16 protein-coding genes are annotated in these 17,881 nt (G+C 30.9%); 11 read left to right on the plus strand and 5 right to left on the minus strand.

Going from position 1 to position 17,881, the window contains the following annotated elements; genetic code table 11:
* Nucleotides 1–232: 232 nt before the first annotated feature.
* From JMO20_RS17645 to JMO20_RS17665, 5 genes are all read left to right on the plus strand, one after another.
* Entirely contained in the window at nt 233–1,558 is a 1,326-nt protein-coding gene (locus JMO20_RS17645; RefSeq protein WP_202711039.1) for a methyl-accepting chemotaxis protein, read from the plus strand.
* Nucleotides 1,559–1,708: 150 nt separating this feature from the next.
* Nucleotides 1,709–1,912, plus strand: coding sequence for an aspartyl-phosphate phosphatase Spo0E family protein (locus JMO20_RS17650; protein WP_202711040.1), 204 nt, complete (start codon nt 1,709–1,711; stop codon nt 1,910–1,912).
* Between the two features lie 28 nt (nt 1,913–1,940).
* Nucleotides 1,941–3,911 (plus strand): EAL domain-containing protein, encoded by a 1,971-nt coding sequence (locus JMO20_RS17655; RefSeq protein ID WP_202711041.1) that lies wholly within the window; start codon nt 1,941–1,943, stop codon nt 3,909–3,911.
* A gap of 87 nt (nt 3,912–3,998) precedes the next feature.
* Nucleotides 3,999–5,021, plus strand: coding sequence for a tRNA (adenosine(37)-N6)-threonylcarbamoyltransferase complex transferase subunit TsaD (gene tsaD / locus JMO20_RS17660; RefSeq protein WP_202711042.1), 1,023 nt, complete (start codon nt 3,999–4,001; stop codon nt 5,019–5,021).
* A gap of 328 nt (nt 5,022–5,349) precedes the next feature.
* Complete coding sequence (locus JMO20_RS17665; RefSeq protein ID WP_202711043.1) at nt 5,350–6,696, plus strand: DUF512 domain-containing protein; 1,347 nt, start codon at nt 5,350–5,352, stop codon at nt 6,694–6,696.
* Between the two features lie 5 nt (nt 6,697–6,701).
* Here the strand turns inward: JMO20_RS17665 and JMO20_RS17670 are convergent, their stop codons facing one another.
* Nucleotides 6,702–8,621: an ABC-F family ATP-binding cassette domain-containing protein gene (locus JMO20_RS17670; protein ID WP_202711044.1), complete on the minus strand. Its 1,920-nt coding sequence runs from the start codon at nt 8,619–8,621 to the stop codon at nt 6,702–6,704.
* Between the two features lie 329 nt (nt 8,622–8,950).
* Between JMO20_RS17670 and JMO20_RS17675 the strand changes: the two genes are divergently transcribed.
* The 4 genes from JMO20_RS17675 to JMO20_RS20825 all read left to right on the plus strand — a co-directional run bounded on the left by JMO20_RS17675 (nt 8,951) and on the right by JMO20_RS20825 (nt 12,116).
* On the plus strand, nt 8,951–9,592 hold the full coding sequence (locus JMO20_RS17675) for a redox-sensing transcriptional repressor Rex (protein WP_202711045.1): 642 nt from the start codon (nt 8,951–8,953) through the stop codon (nt 9,590–9,592).
* 139 nt (nt 9,593–9,731) lie between these two features.
* Nucleotides 9,732–10,544 (plus strand): Asp23/Gls24 family envelope stress response protein, encoded by an 813-nt coding sequence (locus tag JMO20_RS17680; protein ID WP_202711046.1) that lies wholly within the window; start codon nt 9,732–9,734, stop codon nt 10,542–10,544.
* 231 nt (nt 10,545–10,775) lie between these two features.
* Nucleotides 10,776–11,312 carry a Glu/Leu/Phe/Val dehydrogenase dimerization domain-containing protein gene (locus tag JMO20_RS20820; RefSeq protein WP_341534055.1) on the plus strand — a complete coding sequence of 179 codons (537 nt, stop codon included), beginning with the start codon at nt 10,776–10,778 and terminating at the stop codon, nt 11,310–11,312.
* A 33-nt stretch (nt 11,313–11,345) separates the two neighbouring features.
* Nucleotides 11,346–12,116: a dehydrogenase family protein gene (locus tag JMO20_RS20825; protein WP_341534056.1), complete on the plus strand. Its 771-nt coding sequence runs from the start codon at nt 11,346–11,348 to the stop codon at nt 12,114–12,116.
* Between the two features lie 86 nt (nt 12,117–12,202).
* Here the strand turns inward: JMO20_RS20825 and JMO20_RS17690 are convergent, their stop codons facing one another.
* The 4 genes from JMO20_RS17690 to JMO20_RS17705 form a co-directional block, all read right to left on the minus strand.
* Nucleotides 12,203–12,919: an ABC transporter permease gene (locus tag JMO20_RS17690; RefSeq protein ID WP_202711047.1), complete on the minus strand. Its 717-nt coding sequence runs from the start codon at nt 12,917–12,919 to the stop codon at nt 12,203–12,205.
* Nucleotides 12,919–13,869, minus strand: a complete 951-nt coding sequence (locus tag JMO20_RS17695; RefSeq protein ID WP_202711048.1) for an ABC transporter ATP-binding protein — start codon at nt 13,867–13,869, stop codon at nt 12,919–12,921. The genes JMO20_RS17690 and JMO20_RS17695 overlap by 1 nt, the downstream gene beginning before the upstream one ends.
* Nucleotides 13,870–14,031: 162 nt before the next feature.
* Nucleotides 14,032–15,060: a HAMP domain-containing sensor histidine kinase gene (locus JMO20_RS17700; RefSeq protein ID WP_243414858.1), complete on the minus strand. Its 1,029-nt coding sequence runs from the start codon at nt 15,058–15,060 to the stop codon at nt 14,032–14,034.
* Between the two features lie 8 nt (nt 15,061–15,068).
* A complete protein-coding gene (locus tag JMO20_RS17705) occupies nt 15,069–15,743 on the minus strand; it encodes a response regulator transcription factor (RefSeq protein ID WP_202711050.1) in 675 nt (224 codons plus the stop codon).
* Between the two features lie 369 nt (nt 15,744–16,112).
* On the opposite strand from JMO20_RS17705, the gene JMO20_RS17710 reads away from it, so the two are divergent.
* Together JMO20_RS17710 and JMO20_RS17715 are read left to right on the plus strand one after the other, a co-directional pair.
* Nucleotides 16,113–17,000 carry a DNA-3-methyladenine glycosylase family protein gene (locus JMO20_RS17710; RefSeq protein ID WP_202711051.1) on the plus strand — a complete coding sequence of 296 codons (888 nt, stop codon included), beginning with the start codon at nt 16,113–16,115 and terminating at the stop codon, nt 16,998–17,000.
* 101 nt (nt 17,001–17,101) lie between these two features.
* Nucleotides 17,102–17,818, plus strand: coding sequence for a DUF554 domain-containing protein (locus tag JMO20_RS17715; protein ID WP_202711052.1), 717 nt, complete (start codon nt 17,102–17,104; stop codon nt 17,816–17,818).
* Nucleotides 17,819–17,881 lie beyond the last annotated feature (63 nt).

The following is a 17,881-nucleotide window of genomic DNA, read 5'->3' on the forward strand; positions in this document are numbered from 1 at the left end:
GTAACATTTTTAGTATTTTGTTACATGAATGTAACTGTCAATAAAAACAAAAAATTTACAGTCCAGCAATCAATCTGGCAATCATAGGTATCACTTAGAATATTGCGAATAATTTTGCAACACATTATAGTGGTTGGAAAGCGGAGGTGATTATTTCTAAACAATTAAATGCATTAAATATATGTGGGTGGATGGATGAAAAAAGGTTAGAAATTTTATATGGGGGTATGGCATGGAAACTACTATAAAAGAAAAAAGTAATAAATTAACTAGGGAAATATTTAAAAAGAGAGTAAAGTTAAACTTGCATAAGAAATTAACTATTATTACAGTAGCAATATTTTTTCTAAGTGGTGTGATTGAAGCTAGCTTATTAAAATTACTAACATCATTATTCTCTAATGATTTAGCACTAGATATAGTATCATTAGGTATTGGAATATTAGTAGTATCAATTGGCTCTGCCATATTTATAAGGATATTTTTAAGAAAACCACTTAAGCAATTGACAGATCTAGGAATTAATTTGAGTAATAATAATCTGACTTATAAAACAGATATAAAAAGTAAAGATGAATTAGGACTACTAGGAGAGAGTTTAAATGAGTCTGTGGGTAATTTAAGACTTCTTATAGAAGGAATTTTGAGTAATTCAGATAATATTCAAGGAGCTAGTAACGAAATATATAATCTTTTAGATGATATAGAGTCAAATTCAGAAACAAATCATGGATATGTTCAAGAATTTGCTGGAGCTATGGAAGAAAGCAGTGCTGCTATTGAAGAAGTAAACTCAGCTATTAAGGAAGTTACTTCAATTACCAAAATGTTATCTGAAAAAGCACAGGAAGGCAGTAATTTATCAAATGAAATTGATATTAGAGCTAATAGACTAAAAGAAACTACGAAAGAAGATATTAATAATGCTAATGAATTATATAAAGAAATTCATGGGAAAATACTTAAATCCATTGAGAGAAGCAAGGTTACTTCTGAAATTGAAAAAATGACTTCTCAGATTGAACAGATATCAGAGCAAATAAACTTATTAGCTTTAAATGCAGCCATAGAATCAGCTAGAGCAGGTGAACATGGTAAAGGATTCGCTGTTGTGGCAGAAGAAGTAAGAAAGCTTGCAGAGCAGGTGTCAGAGACCAACGGTAATATAGAACTAGTAACTAAAGATATTAATGATGTTATGCTAGATTTATCGGAAAATGCAAAGGAAATATTGAAATATATAGATGAGGATGTATCAAACAACTATAGTAAGATAATGGAATTTGGAAACAAATATATTGAAGATTCCAAATCAATTAATATGTTAGTAGAAGAGATTTCAGTAACAAGTCAACAAGTTTTTGCATCCATGGAAGAAATGGAATGTGCAGTTGAATCAGTTTCAGCTTCTGTAGAGCAAAGCAGTGCAAATATTCAAGAAATATCATCCAATATAACTGAAACAACACATAAAACTAAGGATATAAACAATAAAAATAAAATCCTTCATGAGATGACAAACGAGCTAAATGAAAGGATTAAAGAATTTACAATATAACTCTTTAGCTTTGTTAACAAAAAAGTAAGAGTATGATTATGCCTTACATTAAGGATAAACATACTTTTTACTTTTGTTGATAATAACATTTTAGATGTATAGATTTAAAAGTGTGTAGTAAATAAAAAGACAAGTAACCTAGGAGGAGAAATGAATAATAAGAATTATAAGGGATCTTTTGATAAGAAAAGTAAATTAAAAAACTTGATTGAGGAAATTGAAGTAAAAAGGGAAAATCTTAATAATAAATTGAAGGATGAAAACCAAGAGATTATTTCCAATGAAATACTTCTATTGAGTCAGTGCCTTGATAATTTAATTGTTGAATACATAAAAAAAGAACAAGAAAAGTAAATAATCTAGACTTATAAGAGGGATGAAAATGATGGGGATATCAAAACAAACAAATACAGCAAAAAACAAAAAAAATAATCTTGTCCTTAAACAAATAAAAAAATTATGGGTACAAGCTAGCAAATATAAAAGGGAGTTAAAAATTTCTTTAGGATATATAGTTGTAGGGATAATATGGATTGCATTAACAGATAATTTATTACACTATATTATAGGTAATCAATTAGTGCTTGATAAAGTGGTGAGATATAAAGATTATTTTTTAATGTTGGCATCTGGACTGGCCATATTTATTATACTAAAGAGAAACTTAGTTATGATAAAGAACATTGAAAGAAAAGAAAAAAATATAAATAGTAAAATACTAGACAATGCATCAATGATTACTATAATGTGGGATTTAGACATGAATCTATTTGAGTTTAACAAATTTGCTCAAGAGATAACTGGATTCAGTAAAGAAGAACTTGCTGGGAAGAAATGGATTGACAAAATCATTCCAGAAGAGGAAAGAGAAATTATCATAGATAATTTCGACAAGATGAAGAGTAATAAATTAATATCAAAGGTAAAAAAACAGTTGATATGTAAGAATGGGGAAAGAATTGATGTGCTTTGGAATTACAGCTTAATAAATGATGATAGCAAAGTCATTTTAGTATCTATGGGCATGGATATAACTAAACAAGAGCAAGTTGAAGAGCAGCTATACTATTTAGCTCATTATGATGAATTGACTGGACTACCAAATAAAAACCTATTAAATATTGAGTTGAATGGGATTTTATCCGAAAAAGAAGATCAAGAGGCTAAATTAGCCTTGTTATACATAGATTTAGATAACTTTAAGCATATAAATGATACATTAGGTCATGATTCAGGAGATACTTTTTTAAAGTATGTAGGTAACCAATTATCTACACATATTAATAAACCTGATATTGTTGCACGCATTGGCGGTGATGAGTTCGCCATAATTTTAACTAATGTATCAAGTTCAGAAGATATTACAATTAAAATTAATGAAATCTTAGATTTATTTAGAAAACCATTTTTAGTGAATGGCTACGAGTTTTTTGTTTCATTAAGTATTGGAGTAGCAGTTTTTCCAGAGCATGGACAGGATATAAATACATTGCTTAAGAATGCAGATGTTGCTATGTTTAAGTCTAAGGAATATAAAAACTCACAATATACTTTTTTTACAACATGGATGCAAAATGAAATGGAAGATTATGTAGAGCTAGATAGAGAATTAAGATATGCAATAAATAATAAAGAATTTCAATTGCACTATCAACCTCAAATTGATTTAAAGACTGGATTTGTAACTGGGGTGGAGGCATTAGTGAGATGGATACATCCTAAGAAAGGGTTAATTCCTCCTGATAAATTTATACCATTCGCTGAAGAATCGGGGATTATAGATGATATAACTGAATGGGTACTTGAAAATGCTATTAAACAAAAAAAAGAGTGGGAAAAGCAAGGATATATACCAATAAAAATGGGAATTAATCTATCAAGTAAGTGTTTTCATAGGAACAATTTAGTAGAAAAAGTCAGTGGAATTATTAAAAGGGAAGGGATTTCATATGAAGAGGTAGAGCTTGAGATTACTGAAACTGCTGCTATGGACAATATAGATAATTCTATTAAGGTATTAAATAATATGAAAGAATTGGGCATTAAAATAGCATTAGATGATTTTGGTATTGGTTTCTCTTCTCTAAACTATCTAAAGAAATTACCTATTGATGTTTTAAAAATGGATAGAGGATTTGTTAATAACGTAACTAATGAAAAAGATGATGAAGCTATAGCAAATTCTATAATTCAGTTAGCTCATAAATTAGATATAACAGTTGTAGCTGAAGGAATTGAGACAAATGAACAGTTGCAATTTTTATCAGAAAATAACTGTGATGTAGGCCAAGGCTATCTATTTAGTAAGCCTTTACCGGCACAAGATGTTGAAAAATATTTTAGACATACATAGAATCAGCACTGCATGATTAGCATGTGGTGCTGATTTTATAAGTCTAATAGGTTATAATATAGTTATAATATATATGGAGGGAATAATATGACGAAGCAAAAGGATATAACTGTATTAGCTATTGAAACATCTTGTGACGAAACTTCTGTGGCAATTGTGAAAAATGGCAGGGAGGTTTTATCGAATATTATCGCATCACAAATAGATGTTCATAAAAAATTTGGAGGAGTTGTGCCAGAGGTCGCTTCAAGAAAACATATTGAAAATATAAATATAATAATACAAGATGCTCTTGATGAGGCTAATATGACATTTGATAATATAGATGTGGTTGGAATTACATATGGGCCAGGATTGGTAGGAGCCTTATTAGTGGGAATTTCTAGTGCAAAAGCTATAGCTTTTGGTAGAAATCTTCCATTGGTAGGAGTGAATCACATTGAAGGACATATATATGCTAATTTTATTGAGGATAAAAGCTTAGAACCACCTTTTATTACTCTAATAGTATCTGGTGGACACACTCATTTAGTGTATGTTGAGGATTATGGCAAATATGACATCTTAGGAAAAACTAGAGATGATGCTGCAGGAGAAGCTTTTGATAAAGTAGCAAGGTCATTAAATCTTGGATATCCAGGAGGACCATTGATTGATAAATTAGCTAAAAAAGGAGATAAGGAAGCAATTGATTTTCCAAGAGCCTACTTGGAAGAAGGAAGCTTTGACTTCAGTTTTAGTGGTCTAAAATCTGCAGTACTTAACTATCTGAACAATTCTAAGCAAAAGGGTCAAGAAATAATAGTAGAAGATGTGGCGGCTAGCTTTCAACAGTCAGTAATAGAAGTGTTAGTAAATAAAACTATAAAGGCAGCTAAATCAAAAGGGGCAAAAACTATAGCGATTGCTGGTGGAGTAGCAGCTAATGAAGGGTTAAGAAGCTTAATGAAAGAAAAATGTAATCAAGAGGGATTTGACTTTAAATATCCTGCAAAAATTTTATGTACAGATAATGCTGCAATGATAGCGTCCGTAGCCTATTATAATTACCTAAGAGGTGAGAGAGCTAATCTTGAACTAAATGGAGTGCCAAATCTGAAATTAGGATAGTACTACATTATGTAATTGACATTATGTAAAATCATATGACAGTATTTTACAAAAACTTTACACAATTTTAGTAACAACTTGTCCACAAAAATAATATATATTATTCATAGAATTTGTGGATAATGTGGAAAAAATATAGAAGTCCCATTATAAGTAGGGATAAAAATGTGGATAAAGCTGTGGATTATGTGTATATTTTGTTAATTATTTGGGAAAACTATGATTTTTTACAAACTAAAACTATTAATTTGTGGATATTTTACAATGGCCACTGTTGACATAAAGTCACAAATTTTGATCAAACAATAAATTAAAGGATGATACAAAAATGAATATAGCAAGAAAAGATATAATACTTCATACTATTCAGACCCATAATATATTACCTATAACTTCTGCTTGTAATACTAACTGTATATTCTGTAGTCATAAATTTAATTCACAAGATTTGAATGTATACAAGCTTCCCCAAATATCTATTGAAGACATAGAGGTTATGGTTAGTTTTTTAAATCCAGGTAGAAAAATAATTATAGGAGAATCTGCAACTAGAATAGTTGAAGGGGAACCTTTTTTAAGAAGAGATATTCTAGACATATTAAGGATTATTCGTAAACCATTCAAAAAGGAGACCATTGAAATAACTACTAATGGTACAGGTCTTACTGAGGAAAAGATAAAAATTTTAAAAGAATTTGAGCCTATTGAATTGAATATTTCCTTAAATTCGGCCAGTGAACCTGGACGACAATTATTACAAGGGGATAGGAATCCTAAAAGAGCAATAGAAGGAGTAAAATTATTATCTAAATATAATATATGTTTTCATGGAAGTATTGTTGCCATGCCTATGGAGGTTGGATATAAGGATATTTATGAAACTATACTATTTTTAGATAATAATAATTGTAAAACAATTAGGTTGTTAACACCAGGATTTGCTAAGGGGTCTGTGATTAAATTTAACTTTTTTGAGTTAAGAAAAGAATTAGATAAATTTATAAGCAAAATTCAGCAGGAAGTAGGAGCAACAATATTATTGGAACCTCCAATCATTACAAATTTAAAACCAGTGGTAGAAGGAATAATTGAAGGAGGAATAGCCCATAACTCAGGTATAAGAGCAGGAGACATTATCTATAAAGTCAACGACTATGAGCCAAAAACTAGAGTAGATTGTTTTAATTATATATTTCGCTCAAAAAATCCTACTTTAAAAATTAAAAGGTTATGTAGTGGCAATATTGATAACATAGAAATATACATGACTAAAGGAAAAAATACTTCTCCAGAATTTGTTATGCTCTACGACATATCTAGTGATACAAGGGAAGAAATCCTTGAAGTAATTAGAAGAAATAGAGCTAAGAATCCTATAGTATTAACTTCTGAAATAGGAATTGATGTTATGGAAAAGCTCCTTGATGAAGAAATAAAGTCCGGAATGTTAAGTGTTAAAGTAGTAAAAAATACATATTTTGGAGGGTCAATTAAATCGGCAGGGCTTCTATTAGTAGAAGATTTCATAAAAGAGATTAATGAGATAAAAGAAAATAATGTACCAGACTTAATAATAATATCATCTAAACCCTTTGATTATTTAGAAAAAGACTTAAAGGGAAATAGCCTCTATGATATTGAAGATAAAACAAAGGTAAAGGTTGAAGCTATCTAGAGATATTATATATCTCCTGTTAGCTCAACCCACTTTTCAAACATATTTTCTAAACTAACTTTTAATTCTTTGTTTTCCTGGTGTATCTCTTTGCTTTTTTCAGGATCAGAGTATATTTCTGGTTGACACATGAGCTCCTCAAGTTCTTTTATCTTAATTTCCGCATCATTTATTTTTGCTTCAAGATTGTCAATAGCTTTTTTCTTTTGTTTTTCTTCCTTTTTCTTTTCTTTCTCTTTTTTACGAAGAGCTTTTAATTCTGTTTTGGTAATTGTAGGCCCATCATCTTCCTCATTATATGAGAGTTCGTTCTTTTTCTCTAAATAATAGTTGTAATTACCGAGATATTCACTGATACCATCTTTGGAGAATTCTAAAATTTTGTTGGCCACCTTATTTAAGAAATATCTATCATGGGAAATTATAAATAAAGTTCCATCGTAATTTAATAGGGCATCCTCAAGTACTTCCTTTGAATCTATATCTAGATGGTTAGTAGGTTCGTCCATTAATAGAAAATTAGCATTAGATAGCATAAGCTTTAATAATGCAATCCTACTTTTTTCTCCACCACTTAAATCGCCAATTTCTTTAAAAATATCATCTCCATAGAATAAAAACTGTGCTAGAAGTGTTCTAATTTTATAGTGATCCATAGAAGGATTTTCGTCCCATATTTCATCCACTATAGTTTTCTCAGAATTTAAATTTGATTGTTCTTGGTCATAATATCCAACATTAACATGATGTCCAAGTTCAAAATCACCTTCATAATCAGTAATTTCCTTCATCAATATTTTAAATAGAGTAGACTTTCCAATACCGTTAGGACCAATAAGTCCAACTCGCTCACCTCGATAGATTCTAAGAAATAAATCTTGAAATAATTGAAAATCATCAAAGGATTTTTGTAAATCATCTACCATCAGCACTTCATTACCACTCTTTACCTTAGGCTCAAATCTGATTTTGGCTTTGTTCCTTAAAGAGTCAGGCCTATCCACACGCTTCATTTTTTCCAACATCTTCTGTCTGCTTTGTGCTTGTCTAACGTATCTCTGCCCGCCATAGGACATAAATCGTCTAATGATTTCCTCTTGCCTAGAGATTTCTTTTTGTTGTTCCTCATATTTTTTTGCTTGAAGTTCTCTTTCTTCTTTTCTTTTTGTCATAAACACAGTATAGTTTCCATTGTATTTTTTTAGCTCTGTATTTTCTAAATAGAAAACTTTATTAACTATTGCATCTAGAAAATATCTATCATGAGAAATAATTAAGCAAGCTCCTTTATATTCTTTTATAAATTTTTCTAACCAGTTAATGGCTTGTATATCTAAATGGTTGGTTGGCTCATCTAAGAGTAGAAGATCAGGTTTCTTTAATAGTAGTTTAGCTAAGGCAACCCTCGCTTTTTGACCACCACTAAGCTGATAAATAGGTTGGTCGAATTGTTCTTCATCAAAACCTAAACCTTTTAAGACGCCTCTTATTTCACTTTTATAGCCATATCCATTTTTATTAGCGAATTCTTCAGATAGATGAGAATACTCTTCCATAAGGCTTTCAAGCTTTTGGGAAGAAGCTTTTTCACCTTCCTTACTTATTTGTTTTTCTAAAGATCTTAGTTTATCTTCCATATCTATTAGAAATTGAAAAACCTCAAGAGTTTCGTCATAGATAGTTTTTTCACTTTCAATCTGTGTATCTTGTCTAAGATGTCCTATTCGACAATCCTTAGCAATATAAATATCACCTGAATCCTTGGATAGCTCTCCTGCCAATATATTAAATAAAGTGGATTTACCAGACCCATTAAGACCAACTAATGCTACTTTTTCACCATCATTTATCGCAAATGTAATATTATCTATTATTTTATCAACAATATAGCTTTTGGATATATTATTACATGATAGTACTATCATGATTTCTTCCTCCTTCTAAACTTACATCATATAATATAATTTTAGCAGAAAAGTAGTGTAAATGAAACCATTGACATATTTCTGTAATAAATATACTGCAATTTAGGCAAAATATAAGGAGTATGTTGTACAATACTAGATAATTTGATAAAATATAACGAAAAGAGATCGTAAATGTCACCAATTATGTACATTAGACATGATTTAATGTATAATTATTAAGGGACACTAGATTCTGAAATGTCAGAAGATTGACATTTATTTAACAATATGATATAATAACCCCGTAATTTAGTATTTATTATAGGGATATAAGTGAGGGATAGAATATGAGAAAAAGAGATAATGTTTCTATGGCAGTAGTAAGAAGATTACCAAAATATTACAGGTATTTAAGAGATTTATTATCTAAGGATATTAATAAAGTTTCATCTTCTGAGTTAAGTAGATTAACGGGATTTACTGCATCCCAGATAAGACAAGATTTAAACAACTTTGGAGGATTTGGACAACAAGGATATGGATATAATGTAAGTGAGTTACATAATCAATTAAGCAAAATATTAGGACTTAATAAATCATATAATGCAGTGATAGTTGGTGCTGGTAACTTAGGTCAAGCTATAGGAAATTATGGTGGATTGCAAGAAGCAGGATTAAACCTTTTAACTTTTTTTGACAAGAGTGCGAAGATGATTGGACTAAGAATAGGAGACCTAGAAATTAGGGACGTTAGTTCTTTAGAAAGATTTATTGAAGAAAATAATGTGGAGGTTGGCATAATAACAACTCCAACTGGGAGTGCACAAGCTGTAGCTGATTTGATGGTAAATAAAGGTATAAAAGGAATTTGGAATTTTGCTGAAGCTGATTTAAAGGTACCAGATCATGTAATGGTAGAGAATGTTCATTTAAATGAGAGTTTATTTACTCTAAGTTATCTGATAGAAGATAACGATTTAGATGATTAATGGGATTAAAGGGAAAGATTAAGGACATTTAGTGAACTAATTAACACTAGATGTCTTTTTATTTGCATTAATTACTAGTGCATTAATTTTAAATTATATGTTAGAATGATAATATAAATGCAATTTTGGAGGAATACTAATGGAAATTATGGCTTTAGTAGGCAAGAGTGGTACTGGGAAAAGTTATAAAGCAATGATGATTGCCAAAGAAAGGAATATAAATTATATAATAGATGATGGACTATTTATTAGCGGCACAAAAATCATTGCAGGCAAATCTGCCAAGAGAGAAAACTCTACGGTATCAGCGGTAAAAAGAGCTTTATTTATGAATAAAAGTCATAAAGAAGAGACAAAAACTGCTATTAATAAAATAAAGCCAAGTGGAATATTAATATTAGGGACATCAGACAAAATGGTAAGGAGAATAGCTGAAAACTTAGAATTGCCACAAATTACTAAAACAATCTATATAAGTGATGTTTCCACTGATGAGGAAATAAAATTAGCACATGAATATAGGAATAAAGAAGGTAAGCATGTTATACCTGTTCCAACCTTTGAAGTGAAAAAAGATTTCTCAGGATATTTTATTGATACTTTGAGAATTTTTAAGAAAAGAGAATCACGAAAAGAAGATTATTTTGAAAAAACAGTTGTAAGGCCTACGTTTAGCTATTTTGGTAAATATATAATATCTCCAAAAGTTGTTAAAGATTTAACAAAACATGCTACTACTAAAGTGACTGAAATCACTCGTATCAGTAATATTTACGTAAAAAATCAAGAAAATGGAATAAGGATTCAATTAGATATAGAGGTAATTTATGGCAAATCAATAATCATGATTGCTCAAAAAGCTCAAAGGCAGATAATTACAGAGGTTGAGAGTATGACAGCATTAAATATTTTAGCCGTCGATATATTTGTAAAAAAAATGATAAAAACGTAATATGTGTTTACAAAGGAAAATTGGTATGTTATAATGCCAGTATAAAGTGAAAGACAAGATAATAAGTTGTTTTCACTAGTGTTAATTTGTTTTCTAATTCACTAAACAAATTAGGTTTTGTTATAGGAAAACCTTTTCTTTGGATAGGTAAAGTTAAATTTTTAACAAACTCTATTTTGTAGTGGAAAATATATTAAATAAAGTATATTAAATTAAGAGGGGGCTTTTAAAGTGTCTTATATCCAAGAGGTATTTGAAAAAGTTAAAGCAAGAAATGCAAATGAACCTGAGTTTTTACAAGCTGTTGAAGAAGTACTTAAGTCTTTAGAACCAGTTATTGAAAAACATCCAGAGTACATTAATGCAAATCTACTAGAAAGAATGTGTGAACCAGAAAGACAAATACTATTCAGAGTACCATGGGTTGACGATGAAGGTAATGTACAAGTTAACCGTGGAATGAGAATTCAATTTAATGGAGCTATCGGACCTTATAAGGGAGGACTTAGATTCCATCCTTCAGTTTACACAGGAATTATTAAATTCTTAGGATTTGAGCAAATATTTAAGAACTCATTAACTGGTCTACCAATTGGTGGAGGTAAAGGTGGTTCTGACTTTGACCCAAGAGGAAGATCAGATGCTGAAATCATGAGATTCTGTCAAAGTTTCATGACAGAGTTATATAGACATATCGGTCCAGATGTTGACGTGCCTGCTGGAGATATTGGTGTAGGTGGAAGAGAAATTGGATATCTTTATGGTTAATATAGAAGATTAAGAGGTGCATTTGAAAATGGAGTGCTTACAGGTAAGGGATTAACTTATGGTGGTAGTTTAATTAGACCAGAAGCTACAGGATTTGGAGCAACTTACTTCTGTAATGAAATTCTTAAGCATGAAGGTGAAACTTTTGAAGGTAAAACAGTTGCATTATCAGGTTTTGGTAATGTTGCATGGGGTGCTGCTCAAAAGATTACTGAATTAGGTGGTAAAGTAGTTACACTTTCAGGACCAGATGGATATATATATGATCCAGATGGAATTTCTGGAGAAAAGATAGATTATATGCTTGAAATGCGTGGTTCAGGTAGAGATAAAGTTCAAGACTATGCTGACAAGTTTGGTGTAGAGTTCTTCGCTGGAGAAAAGCCATGGGGAACAAAAGTGGATATAATAATGCCATGTGCTACTCAAAATGAAATTCATTTAGAAGATGCTAAGAAAATTGTGGAAAATGGAATTAAGTTTGTAACTGAAGCGTCAAATATGCCATGTACTAATGATGCACTTGACTATCTAATGGATAATGGAGTTATTGTTGGTCCTGGTAAAGCAGCAAATGCTGGTGGAGTTGCTACTTCAGCATTAGAAATGTCTCAAAATAGTATGAGATTATCTTGGACTACAGAAGAAGTAGATGAAAAGCTTCATCAAATAATGATCAATATTCATAACAATGCTATGCAAGCATCTAAAGAATATGGATTAGGATATAACTTAGTAGCAGGAGCTAATATTGCTGGATTTAAGAAAGTAGCAGAAGCAATGATAGCACAAGGAAACTACTAGAATAAATTAGCTTTAAATTGATGTGAATTTTATAGATAAAAAAGATGGGAGTTCAAGATTGAGCTCCCATCTTTTTTTATTATCAGCTACTGTTGTTCGGCAAATCTCCACCAAACAAAAGTTCCAGCTATCCCAGCTATTCCCGTAGAAATAAGAATAAGTATGCTGCTAAAGCTAAGGAATCCACTACCTAAAAATACCGAAGGTATTGTCCATGGAAAATATGATGCAAAGCCCATAGAAGCTAGCACACTTGAGAAAATAACAATTATTAATATGAGCCCAATTGGAGCTAAATATCCTTTGCTTACATTGGCTAAAAATGCACCAGGAGTGGAAACAATAATGAACAATAACGATGTTATAAAAAATCTTATGAAGATATTCATAATAAGTGCAGATGACCAGCCGGTAAGACCCATAAATCCTCCTATAGAGAGGGCGATAGCAAACATATAGATTGAAAGTAATATGTCCCATGTTAATATAACTAACATCTTTGACATTACTATATTTCCCCTGGATACGGGCTTCACAAGTAAATCTTGAATTGTATTATCTGTATATTCCCGCCCAAATACCCATGCGGCACTAAATGTATATCCTATAAGTCCCAGCCCAGAAAGACTGTTAAGCAACTGTGATAAATACATTTGCCAACTACTTTCATTGGGTCCACTGGATGAAATAGTTCCAATTCCCATCATTATTGGAGCAAGGGCAAAAACAAGAAATACCAGCCAAAACACTTTTGAGCGACAAACCTTACGAATTTCACAATATAAAACAGAAAAAATATTCATCATTGATTCCCCCTTACTTTACCAATTGTACGAAGAAAATAGCCTTCCAAATCCTCTGTAATTACTCGAAGTAGAGTGGGTGGCTGATTCGATGTAACTAGCAACTCTGCTAACTGTTCGGGACTCTCTACTGCTCGGTTATCACTTAATTTCAAGGGTCCATCCTTTGTTTCCTCAAATTCATAGGAATGATCTTTGAGCACAGTCTTTATGGCATTTGTATCATGTCCATCTATCACCAAGCTCTTCTGTAACGATTGCTCAAGATTATCCATCTCAATTTCTTTGATAAGGCAACCATTATGGATAATTCCAATACGTGTAGCAACTTTTGAAAGTTCTTCTAATAAATGACTGGATATAAAAATAGTTACGTCATTATTTTTTGCTAAATCATATAGCATGTTCCGTATTTCTGCAACTCCCGCAGGGTCAAGACCGTTTATAGGCTCATCCAGTATAAGAATTTCTGGATTGTGTATTATAGCCTTTGCCAGTCCTAAACGTTGCTTATTTCCTAAAGAAAGATGTTTGGCTTTTTTATTTTTATAAGGTTCAAGTCCAAGTTTATTGATAACTTGATTTATGGACTCCTTATCAGATACTTTTTGCATACGGCGGGCTATATCAAGATTTTCTATTGTGGTTAAGTCAGGATAAAAAGTAGCTTCTTCCAAATATCCAACCTTATTCCATAATTTATAGTTTCCAGCATGGACTTTTTCGTCTAACATGTAAAGCTCACCAGCCGTTGGTTTGAGCATACCTAACAAGGTTTTTATGGTAGTTGTCTTTCCAGCACCATTCAAACCTAGAAAACCATAGATTTCACCTCGTTTTACCTCTAGGGACAAATTATTTAAGGCTTTATAGTCACCAAAAGTTTTATGCAATCCCTTAATTTGTATTGCAGCTGTTTCACTGTGTTTTTCCTTTGAAAATACATGCATAGTTCTCAACTCCTTATTTTGTTGTTACTCTATTCTAACAATCTAATATCAACTGAAACTCAACTTTTGGCTCATTAAATAAATATTAAAAAAATAGGGTAATAAGGGCATTTTTGAGGACTTTATATATAGTAATAAGTAAAAAAGGGTCTAAAAATGGTGTTAACTATCCATTTTCATCCCTAAAGGTAAGGAAACAGTGAAGGTACTGCCTTTTTCTAAATGGCTTTCAACTTCTATATGCCCATTGCAGAGATCAACAATTTTTTTAACTAATGTCAGTCCAAGACCATTTCCAATAATTGCGTGGGAAGTATCCCCTTGATAAAATTTATTAAATATATTTTTTCTCGTCTCTTTATCCATTCCTTGTCCATTATCCTGTAAACAAAATCTTATGGAAGAATTAATAATTCTTAAACTGATTTGTAATTTTCCACCATTATCTGTGAATTTAATAGCGTTATCCAATAGATTTACCCAGACCTGCTGGAGCAGAGATGAATTGTTATAAATGTTTATGCTCTCTAAGTCTACATCCAATGAAAGGTTTTTAGCACTCCATTTGGGTTCTAATATAAGTATAGCCCTACGAATTTGCTCATCTAGAGCATAATTTTCTTTCTCACTGATGATCTCTGTGTTCTCAACCTTTGACAAATTAAGTACATTTGTAGAAAGATTAACTAATCTTTGAGATTCTTCAATGATTATATCTAGATATTCTTGGGCCTCTTCACGTCCCAAATCTTCTTCTTTTAAAAGCTTTGCGAAACCTTTAATAGAAACAATAGGTGTTTTGAATTCATGTGAAAAATTATTAATAAAATTAATGCGTAGCATTTCAATTCCAGCAAGCTCACGTACCATTTTATTAAAGCTTGAGGCAAGACTCTCTAGCTCTGGAATATTGCTTCCCTTAACAGTAACTGAAAAATCGCCTTTAGCCACATTTTCACTGGCCTTAATAAGATTGTGGACAGGTTTAACCATCCATCGGCTTAAAAGAGCAGTGATAGAGGTACCAATAGATACGCTTATTAGCAACATTGCAAAAAAAGCTAAAAAACCATTTTCTAAAAAGCTGATGTCAAAAATAAAGTCTAGTAAATATGTACATAATCCTACAATAGCAACTGATAAGATCATAATAAAAAATACAAATACAACCAATGAAACAGCAAGATTCATTCTCTTTTTCATATATGCTTCACCACCTTATATCCTAGGCCCCGCACAGTAACAATGTCAAAATCAGGATTATTCTTAAATTTTTCTCGTAACCTTCCTATGTGGACATTTAGAGTATGATCATCAGTTTCTGTATCTAGTCCCCATATTTCATCCATTAGCTGTATTCGAGTGAAAATTACATTTGGATAGCTCATCAATTTAAATAATAAATAGAATTCTTTTTGAGGAAGGGCAATTGTTTTTTCATTATAGGTGACGGTGAAAGTATTATAATCCAAAATAGTATTACCCACTGTTAATTTGTGTTCATTCACAATTTGAGCTCGACGGAGTAATGCCTTTATACGAAAAAGCATTTCCTGTTCATCAAATGGCTTTATCATGTAATCATCTGTACCTACAAGAAAGCCTCTATGCTTATTTTCAATTTCCTGTTGTGCTGTAATCATCAATATAGGAATATTTTCTCCAACATCTCGTAATTCTTTACAAAGCTGATATCCGTCCATCTTTGGCATCATTAAATCTAAGATAATCAAATCAAAATACTGTTTTTCCATCATACTTAAAGCATCAAGGCCATCTTTTGCAGCGAAGGCATTGTAGCCTCCCCGTCTTAGGACAGTACAGATTAATTTTTGTGTATTAGTGTCGTCTTCCACTACCAAAATATTAAACATAAACTCATCTCCTAACTAAGTCTATTATAAAGAAGTTGTTTTGCAGTAATATTACATACTTTATTTTCTTTATGGCAATATTTTAACATATTAACTTTACTATTCTAAAATAAACTAAACCTCAACTCTGAGCTACTAAATAAATTTTCTATATTCTTCAATATAATATTATCCAAAATAAACTATACTAAAGCTATAAATTAGAGTATAGACACAATTGATTTAGAAAAATACAATTTTATATTATAATAATATTGAAATATATACCTATAAATATTTGTAAAAAACCTATAACTGGGTAATATTTATATTAGGCACTATTCAGTAAATATATTTAGAGGATGAACATTATTTGAGGAGGGAAAAAACTTGGAATATAAACTAAAAGAAGAAAGTGGGAAAATAATAATTGAGAATTTAGACCATTTTGAGCCAAAGCATGTGTTTGAATGTGGTCAATGCTTTAGGTGGAATGAAGAAGAGGATGGAAGTTATACAGGAGTAGCCCATGGTAAAGTAGTAAATGTAAAGAAAGAAAATAACAATATAATTTTTTCAAATATAAATAAGAAGGATTTTGAAGAAATATGGTATAATTATTTTGACCTAGACCGAGATTATGGAAAGATAAAAGAACAGTTATCTAAGGATAAAACTTTAAAGGAAGCTATAAAATTTGGTTACGGTATAAGGGTTTTAAAGCAAGATCCTTGGGAAATACTCATATCCTTTATTATATCTGCTAACAATAGAATTCCTATGATTAAGAGAGCAATTGAGAAGCTAAGTGAGAAGTATGGAGAATTTATCGAAGAATATAAAGGAAGGAAATACTATAGCTTTCCTTCAGCAGATAAATTAGATAATCTTACAGTTGAGGATATTAAAGCTTGTGGCACAGGTTTTAGGGCAAAGTACATACAAAGTGCAGCTATAATTGTATCTTCATCAGAAATTGATATATATGCTATTAAGAATCTATCTACCGAAAATGCTAGAAAAGAATTAATGTTATTTTCTGGAGTTGGGCCGAAGGTATCTGATTGTATAATGTTATTTTCTATGAATAAAGATGATGCTTTTCCTATAGATGTATGGGTGAAAAGAGTTATGGAGTATTTTTATGTTGATGATGATACTAAACTTAAAGATATACAGAAATTTGCCCAAGATAAATTTGAGGGCATTGCAGGGTTTGCACAACAGTACTTATTTTATTATGCTAGAGAGCTAGGTATTGGCAGAAAGAAAAAATAACAAATGAAACATAGATCTAGACAGATATTCAAAAAAATATTCAAAATGAAATTATAAAAATAAAGACATTGCAGTCTGCCATGATTAGAAGGGGGAGGGGAATGCTAGGAACTGTCGTGAATGCATTAGCTATAATTATAGGTAGTGTAGTAGGAATCACCTTAAAAAAAGGTCTCAAAGAGAGATATAAGGAAACAATAATGCAAGGTTTATCTTTAACTGTAATAGTGATAGGGCTATTAAGTGCATTAAAAGCCGAAGACATTATGTTAGTTATAATAAGTATTGCCATAGGTAGTATAATTGGAGAGTGGATTGATATAGAAGGAAATCTGGAGAGGTTAGGTAATTGGGCACAGAGTAAAATGAGAAATGAGAATTCAAGTTTTTCTAAAGGATTCGTAACAACATCTCTTTTATATTGCGTAGGAGCCATGGCCATAGTAGGTTCACTAGAAAGTGGCTTAACAGGGAATCATGAAACCCTTTTTGCAAAAGCAATTATTGATGGAATATCTGCAGTGATATTTGCGTCTACTTTTGGGATAGGTGTAGCTTTCTCAGCTATTTCAGTTTTTCTATATCAAGGAATAATAACAATAAGTGCATCATATGCAAAGGTGCTATTAACTGATCAGGTTATTTTAAATATGAGCTCTGTAGGAGGTATATTAATAATGGGAATAGCATTTAATATCCTGGAAATCAAGAAAATAAAAATAGGAAATATGCTTCCAGCTATTTTCATACCTCTAATATACTATATTATTACACTTACTTTTAAACCTTATATATTTGATATGTTACATTTATCTTAAGAAAAATTACTTGAATATTATGCATAATATTCAAGTAATTTTTTAAATTTTTCTCTATTTTCT

The organism is Sporosalibacterium faouarense (assembly GCF_016765695.1).
GTDB classification, from domain to species: domain Bacteria; phylum Bacillota; class Clostridia; order Tissierellales; family VENL01; genus Sporosalibacterium; species Sporosalibacterium faouarense.

Bases quoted from the DNA above. Each gene is read 5' to 3' on its own strand.
- JMO20_RS17645 (WP_202711039.1), top strand. From the start codon at position 233: ATGGAAACTACTATAAAAGAAAAAAGTAATAAATTAACTAGGGAAATA.
- JMO20_RS17650 (WP_202711040.1), top strand. From the start codon at position 1,709: ATGAATAATAAGAATTATAAGGGATCTTTTGATAAGAAAAGTAAATTA.
- JMO20_RS17655 (WP_202711041.1), top strand. From the start codon at position 1,941: ATGATGGGGATATCAAAACAAACAAATACAGCAAAAAACAAAAAAAAT.
- tsaD (WP_202711042.1), top strand. From the start codon at position 3,999: ATGACGAAGCAAAAGGATATAACTGTATTAGCTATTGAAACATCTTGT.
- JMO20_RS17665 (WP_202711043.1), top strand. From the start codon at position 5,350: ATGAATATAGCAAGAAAAGATATAATACTTCATACTATTCAGACCCAT.
- JMO20_RS17670 (WP_202711044.1), bottom strand. From the start codon at position 8,621: ATGATAGTACTATCATGTAATAATATATCCAAAAGCTATATTGTTGAT.
- JMO20_RS17675 (WP_202711045.1), top strand. From the start codon at position 8,951: ATGAGAAAAAGAGATAATGTTTCTATGGCAGTAGTAAGAAGATTACCA.
- JMO20_RS17680 (WP_202711046.1), top strand. From the start codon at position 9,732: ATGGAAATTATGGCTTTAGTAGGCAAGAGTGGTACTGGGAAAAGTTAT.
- JMO20_RS17690 (WP_202711047.1), bottom strand. From the start codon at position 12,919: ATGAATATTTTTTCTGTTTTATATTGTGAAATTCGTAAGGTTTGTCGC.
- JMO20_RS17695 (WP_202711048.1), bottom strand. From the start codon at position 13,869: ATGCATGTATTTTCAAAGGAAAAACACAGTGAAACAGCTGCAATACAA.
- JMO20_RS17700 (WP_243414858.1), bottom strand. From the start codon at position 15,060: ATGAATCTTGCTGTTTCATTGGTTGTATTTGTATTTTTTATTATGATC.
- JMO20_RS17705 (WP_202711050.1), bottom strand. From the start codon at position 15,743: ATGTTTAATATTTTGGTAGTGGAAGACGACACTAATACACAAAAATTA.
- JMO20_RS17715 (WP_202711052.1), top strand. From the start codon at position 17,102: ATGCTAGGAACTGTCGTGAATGCATTAGCTATAATTATAGGTAGTGTA.